This window comes from Fischerella sp. PCC 9605 (genome assembly GCF_000517105.1).
Taxonomy (GTDB): Bacteria; Cyanobacteriota; Cyanobacteriia; order Cyanobacteriales; family Nostocaceae; genus PCC9605.
In genome coordinates, this window is the sequence record NZ_KI912148.1 from 2732689 (window position 1) to 2750922 (window position 18234).

General features: G+C 44.5%; 18 protein-coding genes. 7 read left to right on the plus strand and 11 right to left on the minus strand.

Features of this window, described 5'->3' with window-relative positions:
• Positions 1-11 precede the first annotated feature (11 nt).
• The gene (locus FIS9605_RS0114300) at positions 12-299 is read right to left on the minus strand and encodes a GYD domain-containing protein (protein WP_026733200.1); all 288 of its coding nucleotides are present in this window, start codon (positions 297-299) and stop codon (positions 12-14) included.
• A 186-nt stretch (positions 300-485) separates the two neighbouring features.
• Positions 486-881 carry a hypothetical protein gene (locus FIS9605_RS0114305; RefSeq protein WP_026733201.1) on the minus strand — a complete coding sequence of 132 codons (396 nt, stop codon included), beginning with the start codon at positions 879-881 and terminating at the stop codon, positions 486-488.
• 593 nt (positions 882-1474) lie between these two features.
• Here FIS9605_RS0114305 and FIS9605_RS37070 point away from each other — a divergent pair.
• The 3 genes from FIS9605_RS37070 to FIS9605_RS0114320 all read left to right on the plus strand — a co-directional run bounded on the left by FIS9605_RS37070 (position 1475) and on the right by FIS9605_RS0114320 (position 4239).
• On the plus strand, positions 1475-2488 hold the full coding sequence (locus FIS9605_RS37070) for a metal ABC transporter solute-binding protein, Zn/Mn family (protein ID WP_197036037.1): 1014 nt from the start codon (positions 1475-1477) through the stop codon (positions 2486-2488).
• A gap of 123 nt (positions 2489-2611) precedes the next feature.
• Positions 2612-3409 (plus strand): metal ABC transporter ATP-binding protein, encoded by a 798-nt coding sequence (locus FIS9605_RS0114315; RefSeq protein WP_026733202.1) that lies wholly within the window; start codon positions 2612-2614, stop codon positions 3407-3409.
• Complete coding sequence (locus tag FIS9605_RS0114320) at positions 3406-4239, plus strand: metal ABC transporter permease (protein ID WP_026733203.1); 834 nt, start codon at positions 3406-3408, stop codon at positions 4237-4239. Before FIS9605_RS0114315 ends, FIS9605_RS0114320 begins: the two co-directional genes overlap by 4 nt.
• Here the strand turns inward: FIS9605_RS0114320 and FIS9605_RS0114325 are convergent.
• From FIS9605_RS0114325 to FIS9605_RS0114335, 3 genes are read right to left on the minus strand one after another with little or no spacing between them, the layout of a single operon-like run.
• Complete coding sequence (locus FIS9605_RS0114325; protein WP_026733204.1) at positions 4236-4937, minus strand: DevA family ABC transporter ATP-binding protein; 702 nt, start codon at positions 4935-4937, stop codon at positions 4236-4238. The genes FIS9605_RS0114320 and FIS9605_RS0114325 overlap by 4 nt on opposite strands.
• A 58-nt stretch (positions 4938-4995) precedes the next feature.
• Entirely contained in the window at positions 4996-6186 is a 1191-nt protein-coding gene (gene devC / locus FIS9605_RS0114330) for an ABC transporter permease DevC (RefSeq protein WP_026733205.1), read from the minus strand.
• A 12-nt stretch (positions 6187-6198) separates the two neighbouring features.
• Positions 6199-7455, minus strand: a complete 1257-nt coding sequence (locus FIS9605_RS0114335; RefSeq protein ID WP_026733206.1) for an HlyD family efflux transporter periplasmic adaptor subunit — start codon at positions 7453-7455, stop codon at positions 6199-6201.
• A 444-nt stretch (positions 7456-7899) separates the two neighbouring features.
• On the opposite strand from FIS9605_RS0114335, the gene FIS9605_RS0114340 reads away from it, so the two are divergent.
• From FIS9605_RS0114340 to FIS9605_RS0114350, 3 genes are all read left to right on the plus strand, one after another.
• Positions 7900-8424: a pentapeptide repeat-containing protein gene (locus FIS9605_RS0114340; protein ID WP_026733207.1), complete on the plus strand. Its 525-nt coding sequence runs from the start codon at positions 7900-7902 to the stop codon at positions 8422-8424.
• Positions 8405-9160 carry a pentapeptide repeat-containing protein gene (locus FIS9605_RS0114345; RefSeq protein ID WP_231510330.1) on the plus strand — a complete coding sequence of 252 codons (756 nt, stop codon included), beginning with the start codon at positions 8405-8407 and terminating at the stop codon, positions 9158-9160. The genes FIS9605_RS0114340 and FIS9605_RS0114345 overlap by 20 nt, the downstream gene beginning before the upstream one ends.
• Before the next feature lie 113 nt (positions 9161-9273).
• A complete protein-coding gene (locus tag FIS9605_RS0114350; RefSeq protein ID WP_026733209.1) occupies positions 9274-9891 on the plus strand; it encodes a DUF3611 family protein in 618 nt (205 codons plus the stop codon).
• 297 nt (positions 9892-10188) lie between these two features.
• On the opposite strand, the gene FIS9605_RS0114355 is transcribed toward FIS9605_RS0114350, so the two are convergent.
• The 3 genes from FIS9605_RS0114355 to upp form a co-directional block, all read right to left on the minus strand.
• A complete protein-coding gene (locus tag FIS9605_RS0114355) occupies positions 10189-10461 on the minus strand; it encodes a YggT family protein (RefSeq protein WP_026733210.1) in 273 nt (90 codons plus the stop codon).
• Between the two features lie 135 nt (positions 10462-10596).
• Complete coding sequence (locus FIS9605_RS0114360) at positions 10597-10950, minus strand: hypothetical protein (protein ID WP_026733211.1); 354 nt, start codon at positions 10948-10950, stop codon at positions 10597-10599.
• Between the two features lie 74 nt (positions 10951-11024).
• Positions 11025-11675 carry a uracil phosphoribosyltransferase gene (gene upp / locus FIS9605_RS0114365; protein WP_026733212.1) on the minus strand — a complete coding sequence of 217 codons (651 nt, stop codon included), beginning with the start codon at positions 11673-11675 and terminating at the stop codon, positions 11025-11027.
• Positions 11676-11992: 317 nt separating this feature from the next.
• Between upp and crtH the strand changes: the two genes are divergently transcribed.
• Complete coding sequence (gene crtH / locus FIS9605_RS0114370; protein ID WP_026733213.1) at positions 11993-13510, plus strand: carotenoid isomerase; 1518 nt, start codon at positions 11993-11995, stop codon at positions 13508-13510.
• Between the two features lie 55 nt (positions 13511-13565).
• On the opposite strand, the gene FIS9605_RS0114375 is transcribed toward crtH, so the two are convergent.
• The 3 genes from FIS9605_RS0114375 to bchH form a co-directional block, all read right to left on the minus strand.
• Positions 13566-13919, minus strand: a complete 354-nt coding sequence (locus FIS9605_RS0114375; RefSeq protein WP_026733214.1) for a DUF5615 family PIN-like protein — start codon at positions 13917-13919, stop codon at positions 13566-13568.
• Positions 13920-13925: 6 nt separating this feature from the next.
• Positions 13926-14258 (minus strand): DUF433 domain-containing protein, encoded by a 333-nt coding sequence (locus tag FIS9605_RS0114380; protein WP_026733215.1) that lies wholly within the window; start codon positions 14256-14258, stop codon positions 13926-13928.
• A 180-nt stretch (positions 14259-14438) separates the two neighbouring features.
• The gene (gene bchH / locus FIS9605_RS0114385) at positions 14439-18212 is read right to left on the minus strand and encodes a magnesium chelatase subunit H (protein ID WP_026733216.1); all 3774 of its coding nucleotides are present in this window, start codon (positions 18210-18212) and stop codon (positions 14439-14441) included.
• Between the last annotated feature and the right edge of the window lie 22 nt (positions 18213-18234).

An 18234-nucleotide genomic window follows, 5' to 3' on the forward strand; every position in this document is an offset into this window, starting at 1 on the left:
GAGTGAAAACTCTAAAGCATTTCCAAGAATTCTTTCCAGGGTGTTGCAACTAATGTTTCGGTTGTTGAATGTCCGTAGCCATGAACGATCATCGCAGCTTTCTCAATTTGCTTCACATCATCTGACTCAACAATATCAATAACATCGAAGCGCCCCATCGTTGCATAACTGTCCTTCCAAGTCACCCCAGGACACTCACTCTTTATTTTTTCAGAAACTGTAGTGGCTAATTGCTTAAATTCGTTGGGATCTTTGAAGGCTTCAGAGGAAAACCGACTCAGAATAATGTAGGTTGCCATAGGACATCCTCCTTCAGTGGTATTTTTTACCCACAAGATAAACTTCTAGATTCTTTGACCTCGTTACTTTTATCTTGTTAAAGGACTGCGATCGCGAACTACTTTGGTCAAAAAAAGTTACAACAATCCGCAGGGTAGGATGAAGGCAGAAGGATAAAGTAATTTTTTTCCTTTATCCTTCATATTTCATTGCATCCATTGATATGCAACGATATTCAAGAAAATACCATTGATTAACACCAATACCATCAACGCTATTTGATACCACTCAATCGGTCTCACAGTCATATCCATCGCAGCATGTAAGAAATTCATTAAGGTGTAAAATACCGTCACACCAAAGTGGATGACTCTGTATGGATGTGAGTTGAGAAATACTGTTCCGAGAATTGCAATCATTGGTATTGCAAAAAAGCCTAACATCAACCAAGGATGTGATATCGGCATTTTGCCTTTGTAGGCAGGCATGGCAACATCTTCACCATACAGGACGGGCATAAAACCTAATTGGCTGTGAAAAACTATTCCAAATAAAAACACAGCCCAAAGAGCGATAATTTTTCCCTGAATACTTAAATCCATATATTTACCTCGTAAATTTAGTCTGTGACTGATTAATTCCTTTTTACGAGCTTTTAAGTGCTTTAATCTTTCTTTTACATCACCAATTACTGAGCTAATGAAAGCACATAAAATATCTGTTCATCTATTCATATTTTATCAATTGAAAATGAATTAATTAAGATAAACAGCAAATTTTATGAAAAATTTTAAATATCAATGGGAAACAAAATGCTAAAAAAATGGGATTTACTTCTTCACATCATGCAATATTTACCACTGATAGCTAAATTAGTTGATTTGACTGAGCAATTCTCTAATTAAAATAACTCTATCGTGTCATTAGCACTAGAGTTACGGATTTTTATAAAAATACTTACAAAAGTCTAATAATGACTATTATTGTCTTAGAATCGAATTGCATTATCTTTTTGAAGAAAGTATCAGTAAACCGATACAATATGCCCCGACACTGGCGGACTAACATTTAGTGACTCCTTTCATGAGTAAGCCCTTTATTACAAAATTTCTGTATCACTAGTTTACTGAGTTGACTGTATATCTTTTGTTCGCTGTCTGTTACAAATAGTGTTGAAAAACGGAGGTGGCGACGGATGCTCATTCGCTTATACGTCGTCATGGTGATGCTTTTATGTGGGGTGATACCACTGGTTGGATGCCGCCAGAGTTCGACACCCACATCTAAGAGTGACAAGCTGCAAATTATGGTCAGCATCGCACCGCAGAAGTACTTTGTGGAGCGTATTGGGGACGGTTATGTCACTGTAAGTGTGATGGTTCCACCAGGGGCCGAACCCCATACATTCGAGCCAAAACCAGAACAATTCAAGGCTCTCAGCCGTGCCAAAGCCTACATGCGTATCCGCATTGACTTCGAGGAAGCCTGGATCGACAAAATCAAGGCGGCAAATCCTACAATGCTGATTGTGGATACGACACAGGGCATCAAACGGTTGCCGATGCCATCAAGCTATCAAGAGGCAGGAGAAAGACCTCATGCTGGCGAGGGCGAAAACCTCGACCCCCATATCTGGCTATCGCCGCAGTTGGTGAAAGTGCAGGCACAAACAATCTACGATGGGCTTGTGAAGTTAGACCCCAAGCACCAGGCAGCGTATCAAGCAAACCTAGAGCGCTTCATAGCAGATATCAATGGGCTGGACGCTGACATTCGCAAAAATTTACAGGGGGTGAAAAACCGCAAATTTATCGTCTTCCATCCGGGATGGGGTTACTTCGCCCGTGATTACGGATTGGAAATGATACCCATTGAGATTGGCGGGCAGGAACCCAGTGCCGCTGAACTGGCAACACTGATTACCAAAGCTAAGAAAGAGAACATCAAGGTGGTTTTTGCTGAACCGCAGTTTAGCAGGCAGGCGGCACAGACGATCGCCAAGGAAATTGGCGGGGAGATGTTGCTCATCGATCCGCTATCGCCTGATTGGTTGAATAACTTGCGTCAAGTCTCCAATACCTTTGCCAGGGTTTTGAGTCAGGGTGGCATTTTCTCTGTGGGCGATCGCAATGATCAAGCAACCTACCCCTGTCAAGGTGTAAGTCTTGAAATGACTTGGTGTCTTAGTGTCTTAGTGTTTCAAAAATGATTTTTTCACCACAAAGACACCAAGACACAAAGAGTGAGATTTGGGTTCGTTTTTTACCCACCTTGACAGGGCTAATCAAGCAACCGCCGGTAAATACCAATTTTCCTCAGGGACAGAGGTAATATGCCATACATAACAGACACAGACACGCGACCAGAGGTAATTTCGATTCAGCACCTCTGGGCAGGGTACGACCATGAACCAGCGCTAGAAGATATCAACCTCTCGGTGAAGGAACTGGACTTTATCGGGTTGATTGGCCCCAATGGCAGCGGCAAAACGACCTTGTTTAAAGTTTTACTGGGTCTTTTACCACCGATGCGGGGTGAGGTGCGGATTATGGGCATGAGCGTTAAAAAGGGGCGACGTTACCTTGGCTACGTACCTCAGACAGTGGAATTTGATCGGGCTTTCCCGATCAATGTGTGGGATGTAGTGCTGTTGGGACGGTTGGGAAAGCGGCAACTACTGCAACCCTACACCGCTAAGGACAAAGAATGTGTGGCTGAGGCACTCCGCAGCGTCGAGATGCTGCACCTGCGCGATCGCTCTATCAGCGAACTCTCCGGGGGGCAACGAAAGCGGGTTTATATTGCCCGTGCCTTGGCAACGGAACCCAAAATCCTACTTTTGGATGAACCGATGGCAGGTGTTGACCCCCATGTTGAGACGCATATCTACGAACTGCTGAAACACCTGAATGAACGCATCACGATTTTGATGATTTCTCATGATATTGAGGCGATCGCATCATGCGTGAAAACTGTGGGTTGCTTGAATAGACGGTTGTACTATCACGGTGAAAAACAAATTACACCGGAAATGTTGCAAATGGTCTACCAGTGTCCCGTTGATTTGATTGCCCACGGCATACCGCATCGAGTCTTCCCACGGCATTTAACAGAGGAGATCAATCGATGATCGAAGCATTGCAGTTCGACTTTATGCGGAATGCCCTAATTGCGGGGGTACTGGTCAGTATTGCCTGCGGTATTATCGGTACTTTTGTGGTCATCAACCGTATCGTTTTTATCAGCGGCGGCATCGCCCATGCAGCCTACGGAGGTATCGGACTGGGATACTTCTTCAAATTTAGCCCCGTGTTGGGTGCAGTCATCTTCAGCATCCTGGCGGCGTTGGGGATGGGTATCGTGCAGCGCCAAACCCGGCAAAGAGCAGATACCATTATCGGCGTGATGTGGGCGATAGGTATGGCTGTAGGGATTATTTTGGTGGATCTGACAGAAGGCTACAAGGCAGATTTGATGAGCTATCTTTTTGGCAGTATTTTGGCTGTCTCTAGCAATGACTTGTCAATCATGCTGGGGCTTGACATTATCATCATTGCGCTGGCAGCTTTGTTCTACAAAGAATTACTGGCAATTTCTTTCGACGAGACATTCGCCACTGTAGCCAATGTGCCAGTTAATACAATTTACCTGACCTTGATGTGCATGATTGCCCTGACAGTAGTGATGATGATGCGAGTAGTAGGGCTAATTATGGTAATTGCTTTGTTGACTATGCCAGCAGCGATCGGCGGTCAATTCGTCAAAGATATGCGGAAGATGATGGTATTAGCAAGCATATTGGGGATGTTTTTTACCACAGTCGGGTTGTGGCTGTCGTACTCTCTCAATCTCACCTCTGGCGCGACAATTATTTTAGTTGCTGGCGCAGTTTATTTGCTAAGCGTTGCAGTACAGCCATTGCTGCGACGCATTCAACCCAAACGCGCAAAAATAGATTAGAGTACTGTATCGCTAGCTAAGCGACCATCCTCCATATGTAAAATCCGATCGGCAACATCCAAGATGCGGTTATCGTGAGTTACTAACAAGATTGCACATCCCTGCTCCTTTGCCAACTGCTGCATAATTTCCACCACAGCCCGACCGGATTTGCTATCTAACGCCGCAGTCGGTTCATCCGCCAACACAAGTTTAGGTTCGCTCACCAAAGCGCGAGCAATGGCTACACGCTGTTTTTGACCGCCGGAAAGATTTTCTGGATAGTAATCCATACGATCCCCCATACCTACAGCCTGTAATATAGAGGCAGACTGAACCACACGCTCTTCTAAGGGGATATCTTTGTGCAAGCGTAAGGACATACCGACATTTTGCTGAGCCGTAAGCGACTTCAGCAGGTTGTGCGCTTGAAAAATAAAACCAATGTGCCTGCGAACGTGTACCAGTTGCTTTTTGCTGGCGCCGTAGAGTTCTTGACCCAATATTTTGACACTACCCTCCTGTAGCGATCGCAAAGCACCAATAATAGTAAGTAATGTCGTTTTACCACTTCCCGAAGGCCCTGTGAGAATCACGATTTCACCAGGATAGATGTCTAAATTCACATCCACCAACACTGGCTTACGCAACTCACCCTTACCAAAGGCATGATTGAGATTGCGAACAGCAACTACAGGTTCCCATTTGTCATTTGTCATTTGTCATTTGTTGTTCGTTGTTTGTTCCAATCAACTACCACTAACCACTAACCACTAACTAAAACACATCCGCCGGATCGGCAGAATGAAGTTTTCGCATCGCCACAGCAGCAGAGATTAAACACATAACCACAGTCATAATAAACACCTGCGATGCCACATCAAATCGCATGGCTAGCGGAATCCTTGTCAGATTTCCCAATAGTGCATACATCCCTATTGAACTTGCAGCTCCAGGAATAAATCCCAACACGGCAAGAATAATTGCTTCTTGGAAAACAACAGCCAACAGGCTGATATCTGAATAGCCCATCGCTTTCAGGGTGGCATACTCCGGTAAGTGATCGTTCACATCCGAGTACAACACTTGATAGACAATCACAACTCCGACAATAAAGCCCATTGTGGCACCAAAATTAAATATAGTACCAGCAGGATGTTCAGAAGACCAGAATACTAACTCGTGTTCTTTAAAACCCTTGCGAGTCAATACTCTGACATCATTGGGTAATCTTGCTTGAATATTCTTAATTACAGTTTGGGGATCTGCACCTGGTTTGAGGGTGAGAATTCCTGCATGAATATTATCGAAGCTGTCTGCACCAAAAATCCGCAGATAATTCCAATCACTGGTGACAACGTGCCCTTTGACAAACATACTGCTGCCCAAAGTAAAGATACCGCCAACCCTAATTCTGCGTCCCGATATCTCCGTAAAAATGGTTTTTCCTTGGTTAAAGGATTGAACTACAGGCCCGGTAGCTGGTTGAGATTGACTGTCAAATAGGACTACGTTAGGGAGTTTGATTTGCTCAAGCTGTTGATTTACTGTGGGTAAATCCAAGACAGGCTGGGCTGGGTCGAAAGCTATGGCTGCAATCTCAGTGACTTCCTTCTTCCAAGGATTGACCCACCGTGCTAAAGAATAATACAAAGGACTAGCAGATGCTACTCCTTCTACCGCCGCAGCTTGGTACAAATGACGTCGAGAAAAAGTCTGACCCTCCAGCAGAGTCTTAGTACGGTTGCTGATTAAGACTATGTCTCCTTGAATATGATTATGGACAAGAGTTGCACCGTCAAACAGCATGGCTCTGAAACCCAACTGCATGAAAATCAGAATGTCAGCAAAAGCGATTCCAGAAAGAGCTACCAAAAGGCGAATTTTTTGATGGCTAAGTTGCGCCCAGCCCAAAGGAGGTTCCTGAGATTGTTTGTCCAGTAAGGTTTTGAATGCAGGTAGTTTCATCTGTTCAATGCTCTACTGTGTCTTGATCGAATTCAGGTCGAAGCTGATGCGGACTTGCAGGTAAGTCAGTCCTGCGACTTTGGCACTGTCTTTGGGATCGATGCGGACTTTGACTTCTACAACACGGGCATCTTTGTCAGCTGTTGGGTCAGATTCCAGGACATCTTGCTTCTTAATTTGCAAGCCAATATGCTCGACCGTGCCATGTACCTCGCCTGCAAACCCACCATGTTCACTTACCACTGTTGCCCTTTGACCGACTTGCAGTTTGCCCACATCGGTTTCATAAACTTCGGCAATGGCGTACATCTGGTTAGTTCGTCCCAGTTCTACGATTCCTTCACTAGTGTTAACCTGTTCGCCAACACGGGTATTAATCTTCAAAACTTGCCCTGCGATGGGAGAGCGTACGTAAAAGTCTTCTAACTCAGCCTCAATTCTCTTGATTTGGGCGATCGCTCGTTCTACTTCAGCTTGCACTACTTGCACATCCACAGGACGCACTTCTCTAAGTTTTTGCAACATCGCCTTTTCTGTTTGGATCTGCTTTTGCAAGGTGGATGTGGTGTTTGCTAGTTGCGCTTTCGCCTCATTTAGCCGAGATCGAGCGGTTTCAAAAGCCTCTCGCCTGTCGTCTAAAGCCGAAATACTTTCTGCTCCTTCTTGTTGCAAAGTTTGATAGCGCTGATAGTTGATTTGTGCATTCCGCAACTCAGCTTCGGCACGCGCTACTGCTGCTTTTCTCTCGGCAGTTTCTGTCTGTAGCTGGGCTTCTAGTCGGGCAATATTGGCTTGTTGAGCAGCAATTTCTGCCTGTTTTGCTTCTCCTGCTTTGATTTGGGTAAGTTTCGCCTGCTGCACAGCTAGATTTTGTTTTGCCTCGGCTAGTTCAGCTTGTTTTTTATCTATGCCTTGAAGAATGGCAATTATTTTTCCGGCTGGAATGCGATCGCCTTCTTCTACCAGCAATTTATTCACCCGACTATCTTGGGCATTGGCGACAGATAATTTAATGACTTTTCCTTGTGGCTCTAGGCGTCCCAAGGCTGTGGCTTTAGTTGCTGGAGCCACACTCACAGCAGGAACTGGCGTAGTCTGGCTTTGTTTTTGAGTTTGAGAAATTACATAAACTGCACCCAAACTGAGAAAACCAATCGCAGCTATGCCAGCAATCCAAGGACTAAGCGGTTTCAAAACCCTTAGTTTTTGAGTCGTAGTCACCTCTGGAGATGGCGGTTTTGTTAACTTTTTGTCTTTAGTGATAACCATCGTTAATCAAGGGCGGTATAGTGAATAAAAATGATTATTTCTGACAGTCATTTGATTGTAAAATTTGAATTTCTGCTAAGAATATATTCGCTATTATCTATGCTTGCTAACATCCTCAATTTGGGTGAATCAGTTGGGTGATAATAGAGAAGAGAGACAAAATTTTTATCCAAACTTGAACTGCTTGATCTGTTAACAAATTTGCTTATCCTGCATCTACATTTTTAGGGAAACAAGATGAGGAACTTGTGAGGAAACTCGAACAACTTATACTCCAATTCGCAGTCCCCTATTTTTCACTAAAACAGTATCTTCAACATCCAAGCTAAAAGACTGATAAAGTCTGCCTTTGTCAGTGCAGTTCCAGGCTTGAGCTTGAAGGTTGAACCTAAAAGTATTAGTTGTTACCTCACCCCAGGCAAAACAATCAGGTAGGGAATATTTATGAATGCGGATGATTTATTGCAACGGTATGCTGCTGGCGAACGTGATTTCAGCAGAGTTGATTTGTGTGGAATTAATCTGGCTCAGGCCAAATTAAGTGGAGTTAATTTAATTCACACAAATCTGTTGCAAGCGGTGCTAAGTGGAGCCAATCTAAGCGGTGCATTCTTGGTGGTGGCGAATCTAGGTGAGGCAAACCTGAAGCAAGCTACCTTGATAGTTGCTAACCTGAGTGGAGCAGATTTGAGCAAAGCTAACTTAAGTGAATCTAATCTCAGTGAAGCTGTACTAACTGGTGCGATTTTGCAGAAAGCAAATTTATCAGGTGCTAGCTTGCGAGGGGCGATTCTCGCGGGAGCAAACCTGAGCGATTCTAATCTCCAAGGGGCTAACTTACAGGGGGCTAATCTCTATGGTGCAGACTTACGAGGAGCCGATCTCAGTCACGCCGATCTCACCCGCACTAACCTGCGGGGGGCAAATTTGCAAGGAGCCATCATGCCCGATGGTTCCATTCACAATTGAAATTAGCTACTTGCAAGCAGCAGTTGGGAGGTACAAACAGGTGAATATTAACGCGAGTGAGGTACTGAAACAGTACGCAACTGGAAAACGAGATTTCCAAGGATTTGACTTGAATGGGGCGGACTTTCACCGAGCCTTTTTGAAGGGAATAACTTTGCAGGGCAGCAATTTGATTGGAGCGAACCTAAGTGGGGCTGATTTGGAAGCGGCAGATTTGAGTGGTGCGAACTTGATTGGAGCCAATCTAAGTGGGGCAAACCTGATTGGAGTTAACCTGAATGGGACTGACTTGATTGGGGCGAACTTGGTTGGAGCCAAGCTGGAAAATGCCTACTGCGTGAAAGCAAATTTAAATGGAGCCAATCTCAACGGCGCTAACTTGAGGAGGGCAAATTTGAGTGAAGCATCTCTAAGTGGCGCAAATTTGACTGAAACTGTTTTGAGTGCCACCTTAATAGATGCTAATTTAAGCGGAACCAATTTTTGCCGTGCCAGTCTAATTGAGGCTGATCTACAGCGGGCAAACTTAAGTGGAGCCAACTTAGCCGGGACTAACCTTTCCAAGACTAATCTCAGGAAAGCTAACCTAGCAGAAGCCAATTTGAGCGGAGCAAGCTTAAGAGAAGCCGATTTGAGCGAAGCTGATTTGACAGGAGCCAACTTGCATAGAGAAAGTTTGCACGAGGCGAATTTCCAGGGTGCAATCATGCCTGATGGTAAAATTTATCATGCTTGATAACAATCTTGCATAAGTATTAGCTAAAGCTAAGAACATTCTTACTTGGGAAAGTCGTTATTACCTGTGGGCATATATATGGTTGAGATAGGAATTCACCTAATTAAACAACCATGCAAGCCCAATCGAAAATCCAGACAGTTAATCCTAAAATTGAAAGAATCGCCAATATTTTGCGCCTTATCGGTTGGGTTAGCTTTTGGTTACAGGCTGGATTGGGAGTTGCTTCCGCGTTGATGTTGGTATTCGCAATTTCCGGTCGTAACTTTAGTCAAGCAGTAGCACCTACCCCAGGAGTACCAGTTACCAACTACAATCAAGGAACAACCCCTGGAATTGGCATTAGTATCTTTTGGGGAGTTTGTGGTATTTTAGCGCTGCTATTTGGTATTTATCTAGCTTTTCGTATCACCCGCTTTGCTCGGCGACTCCGCAATCCCAATCCAGACTTGCATCCAAAAAAAGCAGACGTCATGAAAGTATTGCGGATTGCAATAATTACGGGTTTCGTGGGAATGCTGCTAACAATTCTGGGAGGGGGGGCTGGTATAAGTGTTCTCCTGTCAAAATCGATTGCTCAACCACAAGGCGTAGCAATATATGACCCGAATCGGATCATTCGCTCGCTTGATATCTTCGTCGCAATGGCAAGTATGACTGGCATCACCGCTCATTACGTCGGGACAGTTGCTTCTTTAGGGTTGTTTAACTGGTTGCATCCTGAGTTGTAACAACTTGTCAAAGAGGGTATTTATATTAATAAGTAGAAAGGCATAAATAAACTAAAAACAGTGCGGGCTAGAAGCCCACCCCACAAGAGCTTTAATAATATTGTGGGGTGGGTATCCTGCCCGCCCGTATAGAATACAAGATATTTTACGTTTAATTATGTTGACCTACTTACTACTCTAATCCAAACAACTTTAATGTCGAGCTAAAGCTACAAACTTTGCAAAAAAACAAGTTGTAGAGACGTTTGCGAGCGGCTGTCTCTACAACAGAAAGTGATGTATTTTTTTGCTCGGAATTCAACCAAGTAATGGCAGACCTCTGAGAGAATAGAGCAAATTGCTAACGATGTTAAGTACCACAAATGCCAATATCGGAGAGAAATCCATACCTCCCAGAGGGGGAATGATGTTACGGAAAATATTCAGATAAGGGTCGGTGATCTGGCTCAAAGCAGCAAATGGTTGATTGTACCAGTTGATATTTGGGAACCATGACAGCAGAACCCTAATAATCAGTAGGGTGCTGTAAATCTGGATGAAAGTAGCCAGTGTGGCAATCAGTAAATACATGGATGGATCGGTTTCCTTTTCTGGGTAAGTGTCCACTGCGATCTTATATTTTGATTTTAAGGTAGCTCTGGTCATGGTGTATGCAGCTGTAGGGGCATTTCCACGATCGCGCTTCATCTGCTTTTGGAAACTCCTTTAGGCGTCTTTGGTGAGCGACCTTTCATTAGCTATCTGATTAGAATTACTGTTCACGCTGCCCAACTGCTGTCGCACTTCATCAATTGTGGCATTCAACTGAGCAATTTTATCTTCTAGCGATCGCCGCGCCGTTTCCATTTCTATGCTGTCGGTTTCTGAAGCTTTCATCTGACGCCGTTTGAAAGATGCTTTTTTAGCTTCTGTTGGGCTGGTAGGGATTTGACCTTCTTCTTGGGCTGCTAGCTCGCCATTGTTACGAGAAGCAACAATAGTACCCAATACTCCACCGACTACACCGCCAACTACTGCTCCGAAGAAAAAACCACTTGCAAAACCATCACGCTGACTCATATCTTTACCGCCAATTAAGAACGCTGCACTTTTGGGTTGTTTGGTTACTTTCTTAGTTCTAGCTGCATACTAGCTTAAGTCCCAAAGATGCGATCGCCTGCATCCCCCAAACCCGGTACAATAAATCCTTGGTTGTTAACTGCCTCATCTATAGTGGCAGTATAAATTATTAAACCCGGATATGCTGTTCCCAATTTTTGTAAAGCTGGAGGAGCTGCTACTACACATACAATTCGTGTTAAGGACGGGTCAACACCCCGCTGTGTCAATTCTTCCATTGCTTTAACGATTGACCCCCCGGTTGCTAGCATCGGATCGGTAATCAGTACCCGCGTCTGGGGATGAAATTTTTCTGGAAGTTTATTTAAATAACAAGAAGGTTGTAGCGTTGTTTCATTTCGCTCCAAGCCAAGATGATAAATCGATGCTAAAGGCAGCAATGTTTGTGCTCCTTCTAGCAATCCCAGTCCTGCCCGCAGAATTGGTACAACTGCCATCGGTACTTCCGGGTCAATTAAAGTTGCAGGACAGGAACTTAAAGGACTCTGCACCGTTGTCTCTTGAGTCGGCAACCACTCTCGGGCTGCTTCATAAGTAAGCCAACGTCCCAATTCAGTCATGGCAGTGCGAAATAATACTGAAGGCGTGGCAGCGTCGCGGGCAACTGCTAGCCAATGCTTGATTAGGGGGTGTGGTGGAACATAAACACGCAATTGTAGCGTCATGGCCAAAAAAAGGCGTTTTGCGATCGGATAACAACTGAAACATCATAATACTCTTTCTGATATCCGGCTATCAGCTAAAATAAATGCCGATCTAAAAATTATTGAAAAATTTTCGCATTAATAGTTGACATTATTTCTCAGTCAAAGTTATATTGATAATCAGTGTTCTCCTCTCTTTAAGGATCGGCAGACGGGATTAGCCAGCGGTTGCAGGCTTGTCCCTCTTTTTTTGAAGGGGAGATGAAGAGGTTAAGATGCGTATTCTTTGGTAAAATAGATTGTTATATATGTTACAAAAATAGTTAAATTTTTTAGAAATGGCTGACTCCATGCCTCTTCCCACTCCCTATTATGATGCGATCGTCATTGGCTCTGGAATTGGTGGTTTGGTGACAGCAACTCAACTGGCAGCCAAAGGTGCCAAAGTACTTGTATTGGAACGCTATCTCATTCCAGGTGGCAGTGCTGGTTATTTTGAACGACAAGGCTATCGCTTCGATGTTGGTGCGTCGATGATTTTCGGATTTGGACAGCGCGGTACAACTAACTTACTCACCCGTGCCTTAAACGCCGTTAACGTCAGTTTAGAAGTTATTCCCGATTTTGTACAGATTCACTATCACCTGCCCGACAATATAGACTTCAAGGTAGAGCGAACTTATGAAAAGTTTTTGCCAAATCTGATAGCCTATTTTCCCCACGAAGCCAAGGGAATTCGCCGTTTTTATGATGAATGTTGGCAAGTCTTTAACAGCTTAAATTGCATGGACTTATTATCGCTGGAAGAACCCCGCTATTTGCTGCGGATGTTTTTTCAGCATCCTTTGGCTTGTCTGAGGTTGCTAAAGTATTTACCGCAAAATGCTGGAGATGTGGCACGACGCTATATTAAAGACCCCCTATTGTTGAAATTTATCGATATGGAATGTTATTGCTGGTCGGTAGTACCAGCAGATATGACACCCATGATTAATGCGGGTATGGTGTTTTCTGACAGGCATTATGGTGGGGTTAACTATCCCAAAGGCGGCGTAGGACAAATCCCCCAAAAGCTTGTAGAGGGTCTTATTCAGGCTGGAGGTAAAATTAAATACCAAGCTAAGGTGACGCAAATTCTCATAGAAAAAGGACGAGCTGTAGGTATAAAGTTAGCTGACGGCCAAATTTATCGCGCCAAACGCATTGTTTCTAATGCTACACGTTGGGATACTTTCACAAAATTAATTTTACCAGATAAAATTCCACCTAATGAGAAAAAGTGGCAGCAAAACTATCAGAAATCACCCAGCTTTTTGAGTTTGCATATGGGTGTGAAGGCGTCACTTTTACCAGCGAAGACAGAGTGTCATCATATTTTGTTAGAAGACTGGGAAAACATGGCAGCACCGGAAGGTACGATTTTTGTGTCGATTCCCACGTTGCTCGACCCAGATTTAGCACCAGCTGGTTATCATATCATGCATGTATTCACGCCGCACTGGATAGATGATTGGCAGAGACTTTCTGCAAAGGATTATGAAGCGAAGAAGGAAGAGGCAGCTGGGCGAATCATAAACCGACTGGAGAAAATTTTTCCGAGTTTAGACGCGGGGTTAGATTATCTGGAAGTAGGGACGCCACGCACCCATCGCCGCTTTTTAGGTCGGGAGGATGGCACTTACGGGCCCATTCCTCGACGCAAGTTGCGGGGTTTGCTAGCAATGCCGTTTAATAGAACTGCAATTCCAGGACTTTATTGTGTAGGGGATAGCACCTTTCCCGGCCAGGGATTGAATGCGGTAGCGTTTTCTGGATTTGCCTGTGCTCATCGCATCGCGGTAGATTTGGGATTGTGACCGACTTCGCTACTAATGTGGAGAGACACTGGTACGATACTCCATTCATAGCAAATCACCTGAGTAGAAGGTAATGTATTTGTCCTTCCCATTCACTACCAAGGCTGCATTCTGCCAACAATAAAATATCTTCAATAGCACGACCAATTGGAATGTCAAAGCTAACTTCAAAAACTCCAGGCATAAACAGTCCTGCCTCCACCCGTTCATAAGCATAGTGTGTAATCGTCGCGACATCGTGGGTGAGCAATACTCGCCCTTCTTTGGCTGCCCATTCTAGCACTGTTGGATCGTCTGCTCCAGATAGTCCTATGTCTTGAATTCGGACAATATCTAATCTTGGTTGCCGACGCAACACTCCCCGCACAATGTTGTTGTTGAAATTTTCGTCGGCAACAAATCGCAGCATAATTTATTATTGAAATTGAGTTCGGCGTGCCATTAAACGCTGGCGTAAACCTTGTGGGTCACATCTAGCCTCATTTATTTTACGGATTTCATTGGCGCGTTTTTGCCGTTGCTGCAAGTATTCTTCAACTTCCTGTTGGTGACGTAAATAGTAGGCTATTACAGCATAAACATCTGCTAGCTGCAAAGATGGGTACTGAAACACGATTTCTTCGGCAGTCGCTCCTTGATTGAAAGCAGCGACAACTGTATCTAGCGTGACTCGCGTTCCGCCCACTCGCACCACACCATCAGGATTTAGTTGCAAGGGCAAGGGTTCGGTTGTAATTGTAAGGGTCATAGCATTTACAAGATAATAATAAAATCAAATATTTTTGCTTTTTAGCCTACCTTCCGTCTTCATTTTTCGGGTTTCAATTCCGAATAAGGATTTGAGGTATTTGGAACCGTTAGGGAAAAGTTTCCCTAACGGTATGATATGGTAGATGACGAAGATGACATAGTTAATTTGCTTTACTTCCTAATTAGTACTTACCGTCACACCTTCTAACTCCTCATCTGTCAACTCATACAAATCGCGTAGCTTTTGCAACTTCTCCTCACTGGCTTGCCAAAAGCCTCGTCCATGCGCCTCTAACATCCTCCCGACTATATTCCGAAAAGCTTCCGGGTTTGCTTTTCGCAATTTCTCTGCCATCTCAGGATCTAGAGCATACGTATCTGCTGCTTGGTCGTATACCCAATTGTCAGTAAAATCCGCAGTACCGCCCCAACCGATCAATGCTGTCATACGCTGCGAGATTTCAAACGCACCACCAGAACCTTGAGTTGCCATTGCTTCTGCCCATTTGGGATTCAGCAGTTTGGTGCGATATTCCATCCGCAGCAAATCATCTAGCTTGCGTGGTGTGGTATCTTTCGAGAAACTTTCGACAAAGCTAGCTGTAACTTTCTTACCGCGGATTTTTTCTGCCGCTTTCTTCAAACCGCCCGTATTGGCGTAATATTCTTGAATATCGGTTAAACCGTACTCTACCGAATCGATTTCTTGAACAATGCGATCGCTCGTTTTTAACAACTGATTCAGCACTTCTGGTCTTGCTTGACCTTTATCTTGTCTGCCATAACTAAAGGCATTGCGACTTTGCCAAGTATTCCCCAACTCATCGCCAGATTCCCAATTACCATCAGTGACGCGGTCATTTACCAGCGAACCAAAATCACCCGCCGGATTAGAAAACAACCTTGCAGATGTATTTTCCACCCCTTGCGTCTTCAACGCCAAAGCGTGTTTTCTAATAAAATTTTGGTCTTCTGGTTCATCCGCCTCAGCTGCCCGTAAAAACAAATCATCCAACAACTCGATGATATTGACAAAACTATCGCGGAAAATACCAGACAAATTCCCCAACACATCAATACGAGGATGTCCCACCTCCGCCAACGGTTTTAACTCATAACGAACAATTCTCCCCGTACCTTCTTTGACAGGTTCCGCACCAACTAACTCCAAGAGAATACCCAGAGATTCACCCTTAGTTTTAATCGCATCCAAACCCCATAGCATCACTGCTATAGTTTCTGGATATTTCCCATGTTCTTGTAGATGCTGGGCGATAATTTGTTGAGCAATTTCCCTTCCCCGTTCATACGCTGCGGGCGAAGGCATTCTATAAGGATCTAAAGCATGAATATTCCTACCCGTAGGCAACACACCAGGGCCATCTCGTAATAAATCGCCACCAGGTGCAGGCGGAATATATTCTCCATTCAAACCGCGTAACAAATTAGTTAATTCTTCAGTGGTTTGCATAAGTAAATCGTGGATTTGTTGCGCTTCTGGACGGGCAAGATGCCCGTCCCACAAATCTGATTTTTCCTCTTGTGGGGTAGGTATCTTGCCTGCACCTTCCTCCCCAAAATAAGCCTCCAAATACGCCGCCATTTCCTCCTCATTTGGCGCTTCACCCAACGTATGCAACCCAGAAGAAAACAATCTATTCTCCAAAACTTGCAAATACTCGTACAATTTCACCAGATAATCATTAAAAGCATGAGCGCTAAACATGCGGATATTTTCTGGAGTAAAAGGAATCCCCAAACGTTTTGCATCTTCAAACGGACAATCCGCATCTAAACCAGTATCAACAATCTTTTTAGAAATTGCTTCTTTGAGAGCATAATTTTTTTCTGGATCTTCGCGATACTCCGAGATTAAATCCCGCAGCGCTACCAATTCTTTATACAAACCTGCACGACCATAGGGTGGTACATTGTGGGAAATTAACACACCGTAACCGCGACGTTTTGCCAAAATCGATTCGGAGGGATTATTCGCCGCATATATATATAGATTGGGCAAATCTCCTAATAAAATATCAGACCAAGAATAACCTGTGTTTCCCAAAGGCGAACCAGGTAGCCATTCCACTGTGCCATGCATGCCAAAGTGAACTACAGCATCAGCTTGAAACTCATTTTGCAACCATTTGTAGAAAGCAGCATACTGGGGATGGGGCGTTAAATCTCGTTCAAACATTAACCGCATCGGATCGCCTTGTATTCCCAAGGGTGGTTGTACGCCAATCCAAACATTCTCTAGCTGCACACCGCCAATATGGAATTCATCGTCATAGGTTTTAATGCCAGTACCCGTGAGAGATTTCCATTGTTTTTCAATACGGGAGGTACGGAGATATCCCAACCATTTTTCTAGGGTTTTAGCATTAACAGTTGTGGGACGGGCATCTTGCCCGTCATCCTCCAATGGCAGGCGAGACGCCTGCCCCATAAGAGGACTAGCTTCATCCGCTTCTTTCACCTGCCGAATCAACTCTTCCCCGTCTTCGGGTAAATCACCAATACTGTAACCTTGGTCTTTAAGTGCCTGGAGGAATTTCAGGAGACTGCGCGGTACGTTTAACAATGCTGCTGTTCCGACTGCACCGTAACCAGGTGGAAACCCATAGAGAATAATGGCGATTTTTCTTTCAGATACAGGTTTTTGCCGCAGATTAACCCAGCTTTTCACTCTGCCAATTAAACGTTGTACCCGTTCGGGAACCAGATAAATGTTTTCTCCTACCAAACCACCAAGGGGAACGGCATCAATCGCCCCATCTAGTTCTGGTAGAGCGTATAAAACTACACTTTGCAAGCCACCAATACCTTGGCGCGTCCACGAGTAAATATCTTGAATTAATAGAGGTGCAGCAACGATATACGGAACATTTTTAGCAGTGAGAATACGTTTTGCTACCTCCACTTGTCGCCCTGCTTCCATCGAACCGGCAGGCCCACCTACCAAGGGGAAACCAATAGTTGAGACAATCGCATCCACTTTCACTGCATCACTGGAAAGGGAGGTTATTTCAACATTACCCTGCTGGCGTTGCTGGGTTTCGTAGTCGCTTGTCATCCAGTCACGGACAGCCACGTGTCCCTCCACACCGTTGATAAAAATGGGTAGGGGGATTAAACCAGCTTCATCAAAACGACGAATTAGTTGATTAATGTAAGGTTGTTTGGTGATGACATGCTTGCGGTAGAGGAGAATTCCAACTACCGGAAGATGGGGGGAAATTTCTCCCCTTCTCCCTCTCTCCCCCTCTCCCTCTCTTCTTTGACAATACCACTCTAGATATTTGCGGGGAGATTCAAAAAACCCTTGATAATCGGGATGGAGTAACCCCATATTGGGGGTTTCCACGGGTGGGGGAATATCACCGACTTTTAACCCGAAGTATTTTTCTGCCAGTGTCCAAAATAAGGCTGCAACGTTTTCTGGCCCGCCAGCGTTCCAGTAACCATAGATAATTAACCAGTTGCGTAAGTCTTGGACTTTTTGCACTGGCACAAACTTCAATAGTTTTGGCCCTATTTTTAAAAAGCTAATATAACCTGCTAATCTATCTTCTTCTCGTCCTTGGCTAAATTTATCGAGAATGAATTTGACTGGTTTGGGCATACCTTTGGGTTTGTCGCCTATGGCAAAAGCACCCAGCTTGGTAAGACTCAACAATTCTAAGGCGGACTCAAAGATCAGGCGGATAGGGATTTGGCCGATGCGATCGCGCAACCACAAAACTTGGTCATAATCAAATATCAAACTGCCAAAAAACACGTCAGCGCCAGCAAGTGCTGCTTCTACCTCCGCACGCTTGCTGGTAATGTCGCGATCGCTAAATACCCGAATATCTAACTCCGGACAACTTGCGATCGCCAAATCAGCCGCTTTTCGGTACAAGTCGGCGTTGAAAGATTCAAACCCTGCAATCAAGACGATGCGTTTCATGTCCTTGAGTGAATTTAACTTT

Excerpts from the sequence above, each read along its gene's own strand:
- FIS9605_RS0114300 (WP_026733200.1), bottom strand. The coding sequence starts at position 299 with ATGGCAACCTACATTATTCTGAGTCGGTTTTCCTCTGAAGCCTTCAAA.
- FIS9605_RS0114305 (WP_026733201.1), bottom strand. The coding sequence starts at position 881 with ATGGATTTAAGTATTCAGGGAAAAATTATCGCTCTTTGGGCTGTGTTT.
- FIS9605_RS37070 (WP_197036037.1), top strand. The coding sequence starts at position 1,475 with ATGCTCATTCGCTTATACGTCGTCATGGTGATGCTTTTATGTGGGGTG.
- FIS9605_RS0114315 (WP_026733202.1), top strand. The coding sequence starts at position 2,612 with ATGCCATACATAACAGACACAGACACGCGACCAGAGGTAATTTCGATT.
- FIS9605_RS0114320 (WP_026733203.1), top strand. The coding sequence starts at position 3,406 with ATGATCGAAGCATTGCAGTTCGACTTTATGCGGAATGCCCTAATTGCG.
- FIS9605_RS0114325 (WP_026733204.1), bottom strand. The coding sequence starts at position 4,937 with ATGACAAATGACAAATGGGAACCTGTAGTTGCTGTTCGCAATCTCAAT.
- devC (WP_026733205.1), bottom strand. The coding sequence starts at position 6,186 with ATGAAACTACCTGCATTCAAAACCTTACTGGACAAACAATCTCAGGAA.
- FIS9605_RS0114335 (WP_026733206.1), bottom strand. The coding sequence starts at position 7,455 with ATGGTTATCACTAAAGACAAAAAGTTAACAAAACCGCCATCTCCAGAG.
- FIS9605_RS0114340 (WP_026733207.1), top strand. The coding sequence starts at position 7,900 with ATGAATGCGGATGATTTATTGCAACGGTATGCTGCTGGCGAACGTGAT.
- FIS9605_RS0114345 (WP_231510330.1), top strand. The coding sequence starts at position 8,405 with ATGGTTCCATTCACAATTGAAATTAGCTACTTGCAAGCAGCAGTTGGG.
- FIS9605_RS0114350 (WP_026733209.1), top strand. The coding sequence starts at position 9,274 with ATGCAAGCCCAATCGAAAATCCAGACAGTTAATCCTAAAATTGAAAGA.
- FIS9605_RS0114355 (WP_026733210.1), bottom strand. The coding sequence starts at position 10,461 with ATGTATTTACTGATTGCCACACTGGCTACTTTCATCCAGATTTACAGC.
- FIS9605_RS0114360 (WP_026733211.1), bottom strand. The coding sequence starts at position 10,950 with ATGAGTCAGCGTGATGGTTTTGCAAGTGGTTTTTTCTTCGGAGCAGTA.
- upp (WP_026733212.1), bottom strand. The coding sequence starts at position 11,675 with ATGACGCTACAATTGCGTGTTTATGTTCCACCACACCCCCTAATCAAG.
- crtH (WP_026733213.1), top strand. The coding sequence starts at position 11,993 with ATGGCTGACTCCATGCCTCTTCCCACTCCCTATTATGATGCGATCGTC.
- FIS9605_RS0114375 (WP_026733214.1), bottom strand. The coding sequence starts at position 13,919 with ATGCTGCGATTTGTTGCCGACGAAAATTTCAACAACAACATTGTGCGG.
- FIS9605_RS0114380 (WP_026733215.1), bottom strand. The coding sequence starts at position 14,258 with ATGACCCTTACAATTACAACCGAACCCTTGCCCTTGCAACTAAATCCT.
- bchH (WP_026733216.1), bottom strand. The coding sequence starts at position 18,212 with ATGAAACGCATCGTCTTGATTGCAGGGTTTGAATCTTTCAACGCCGAC.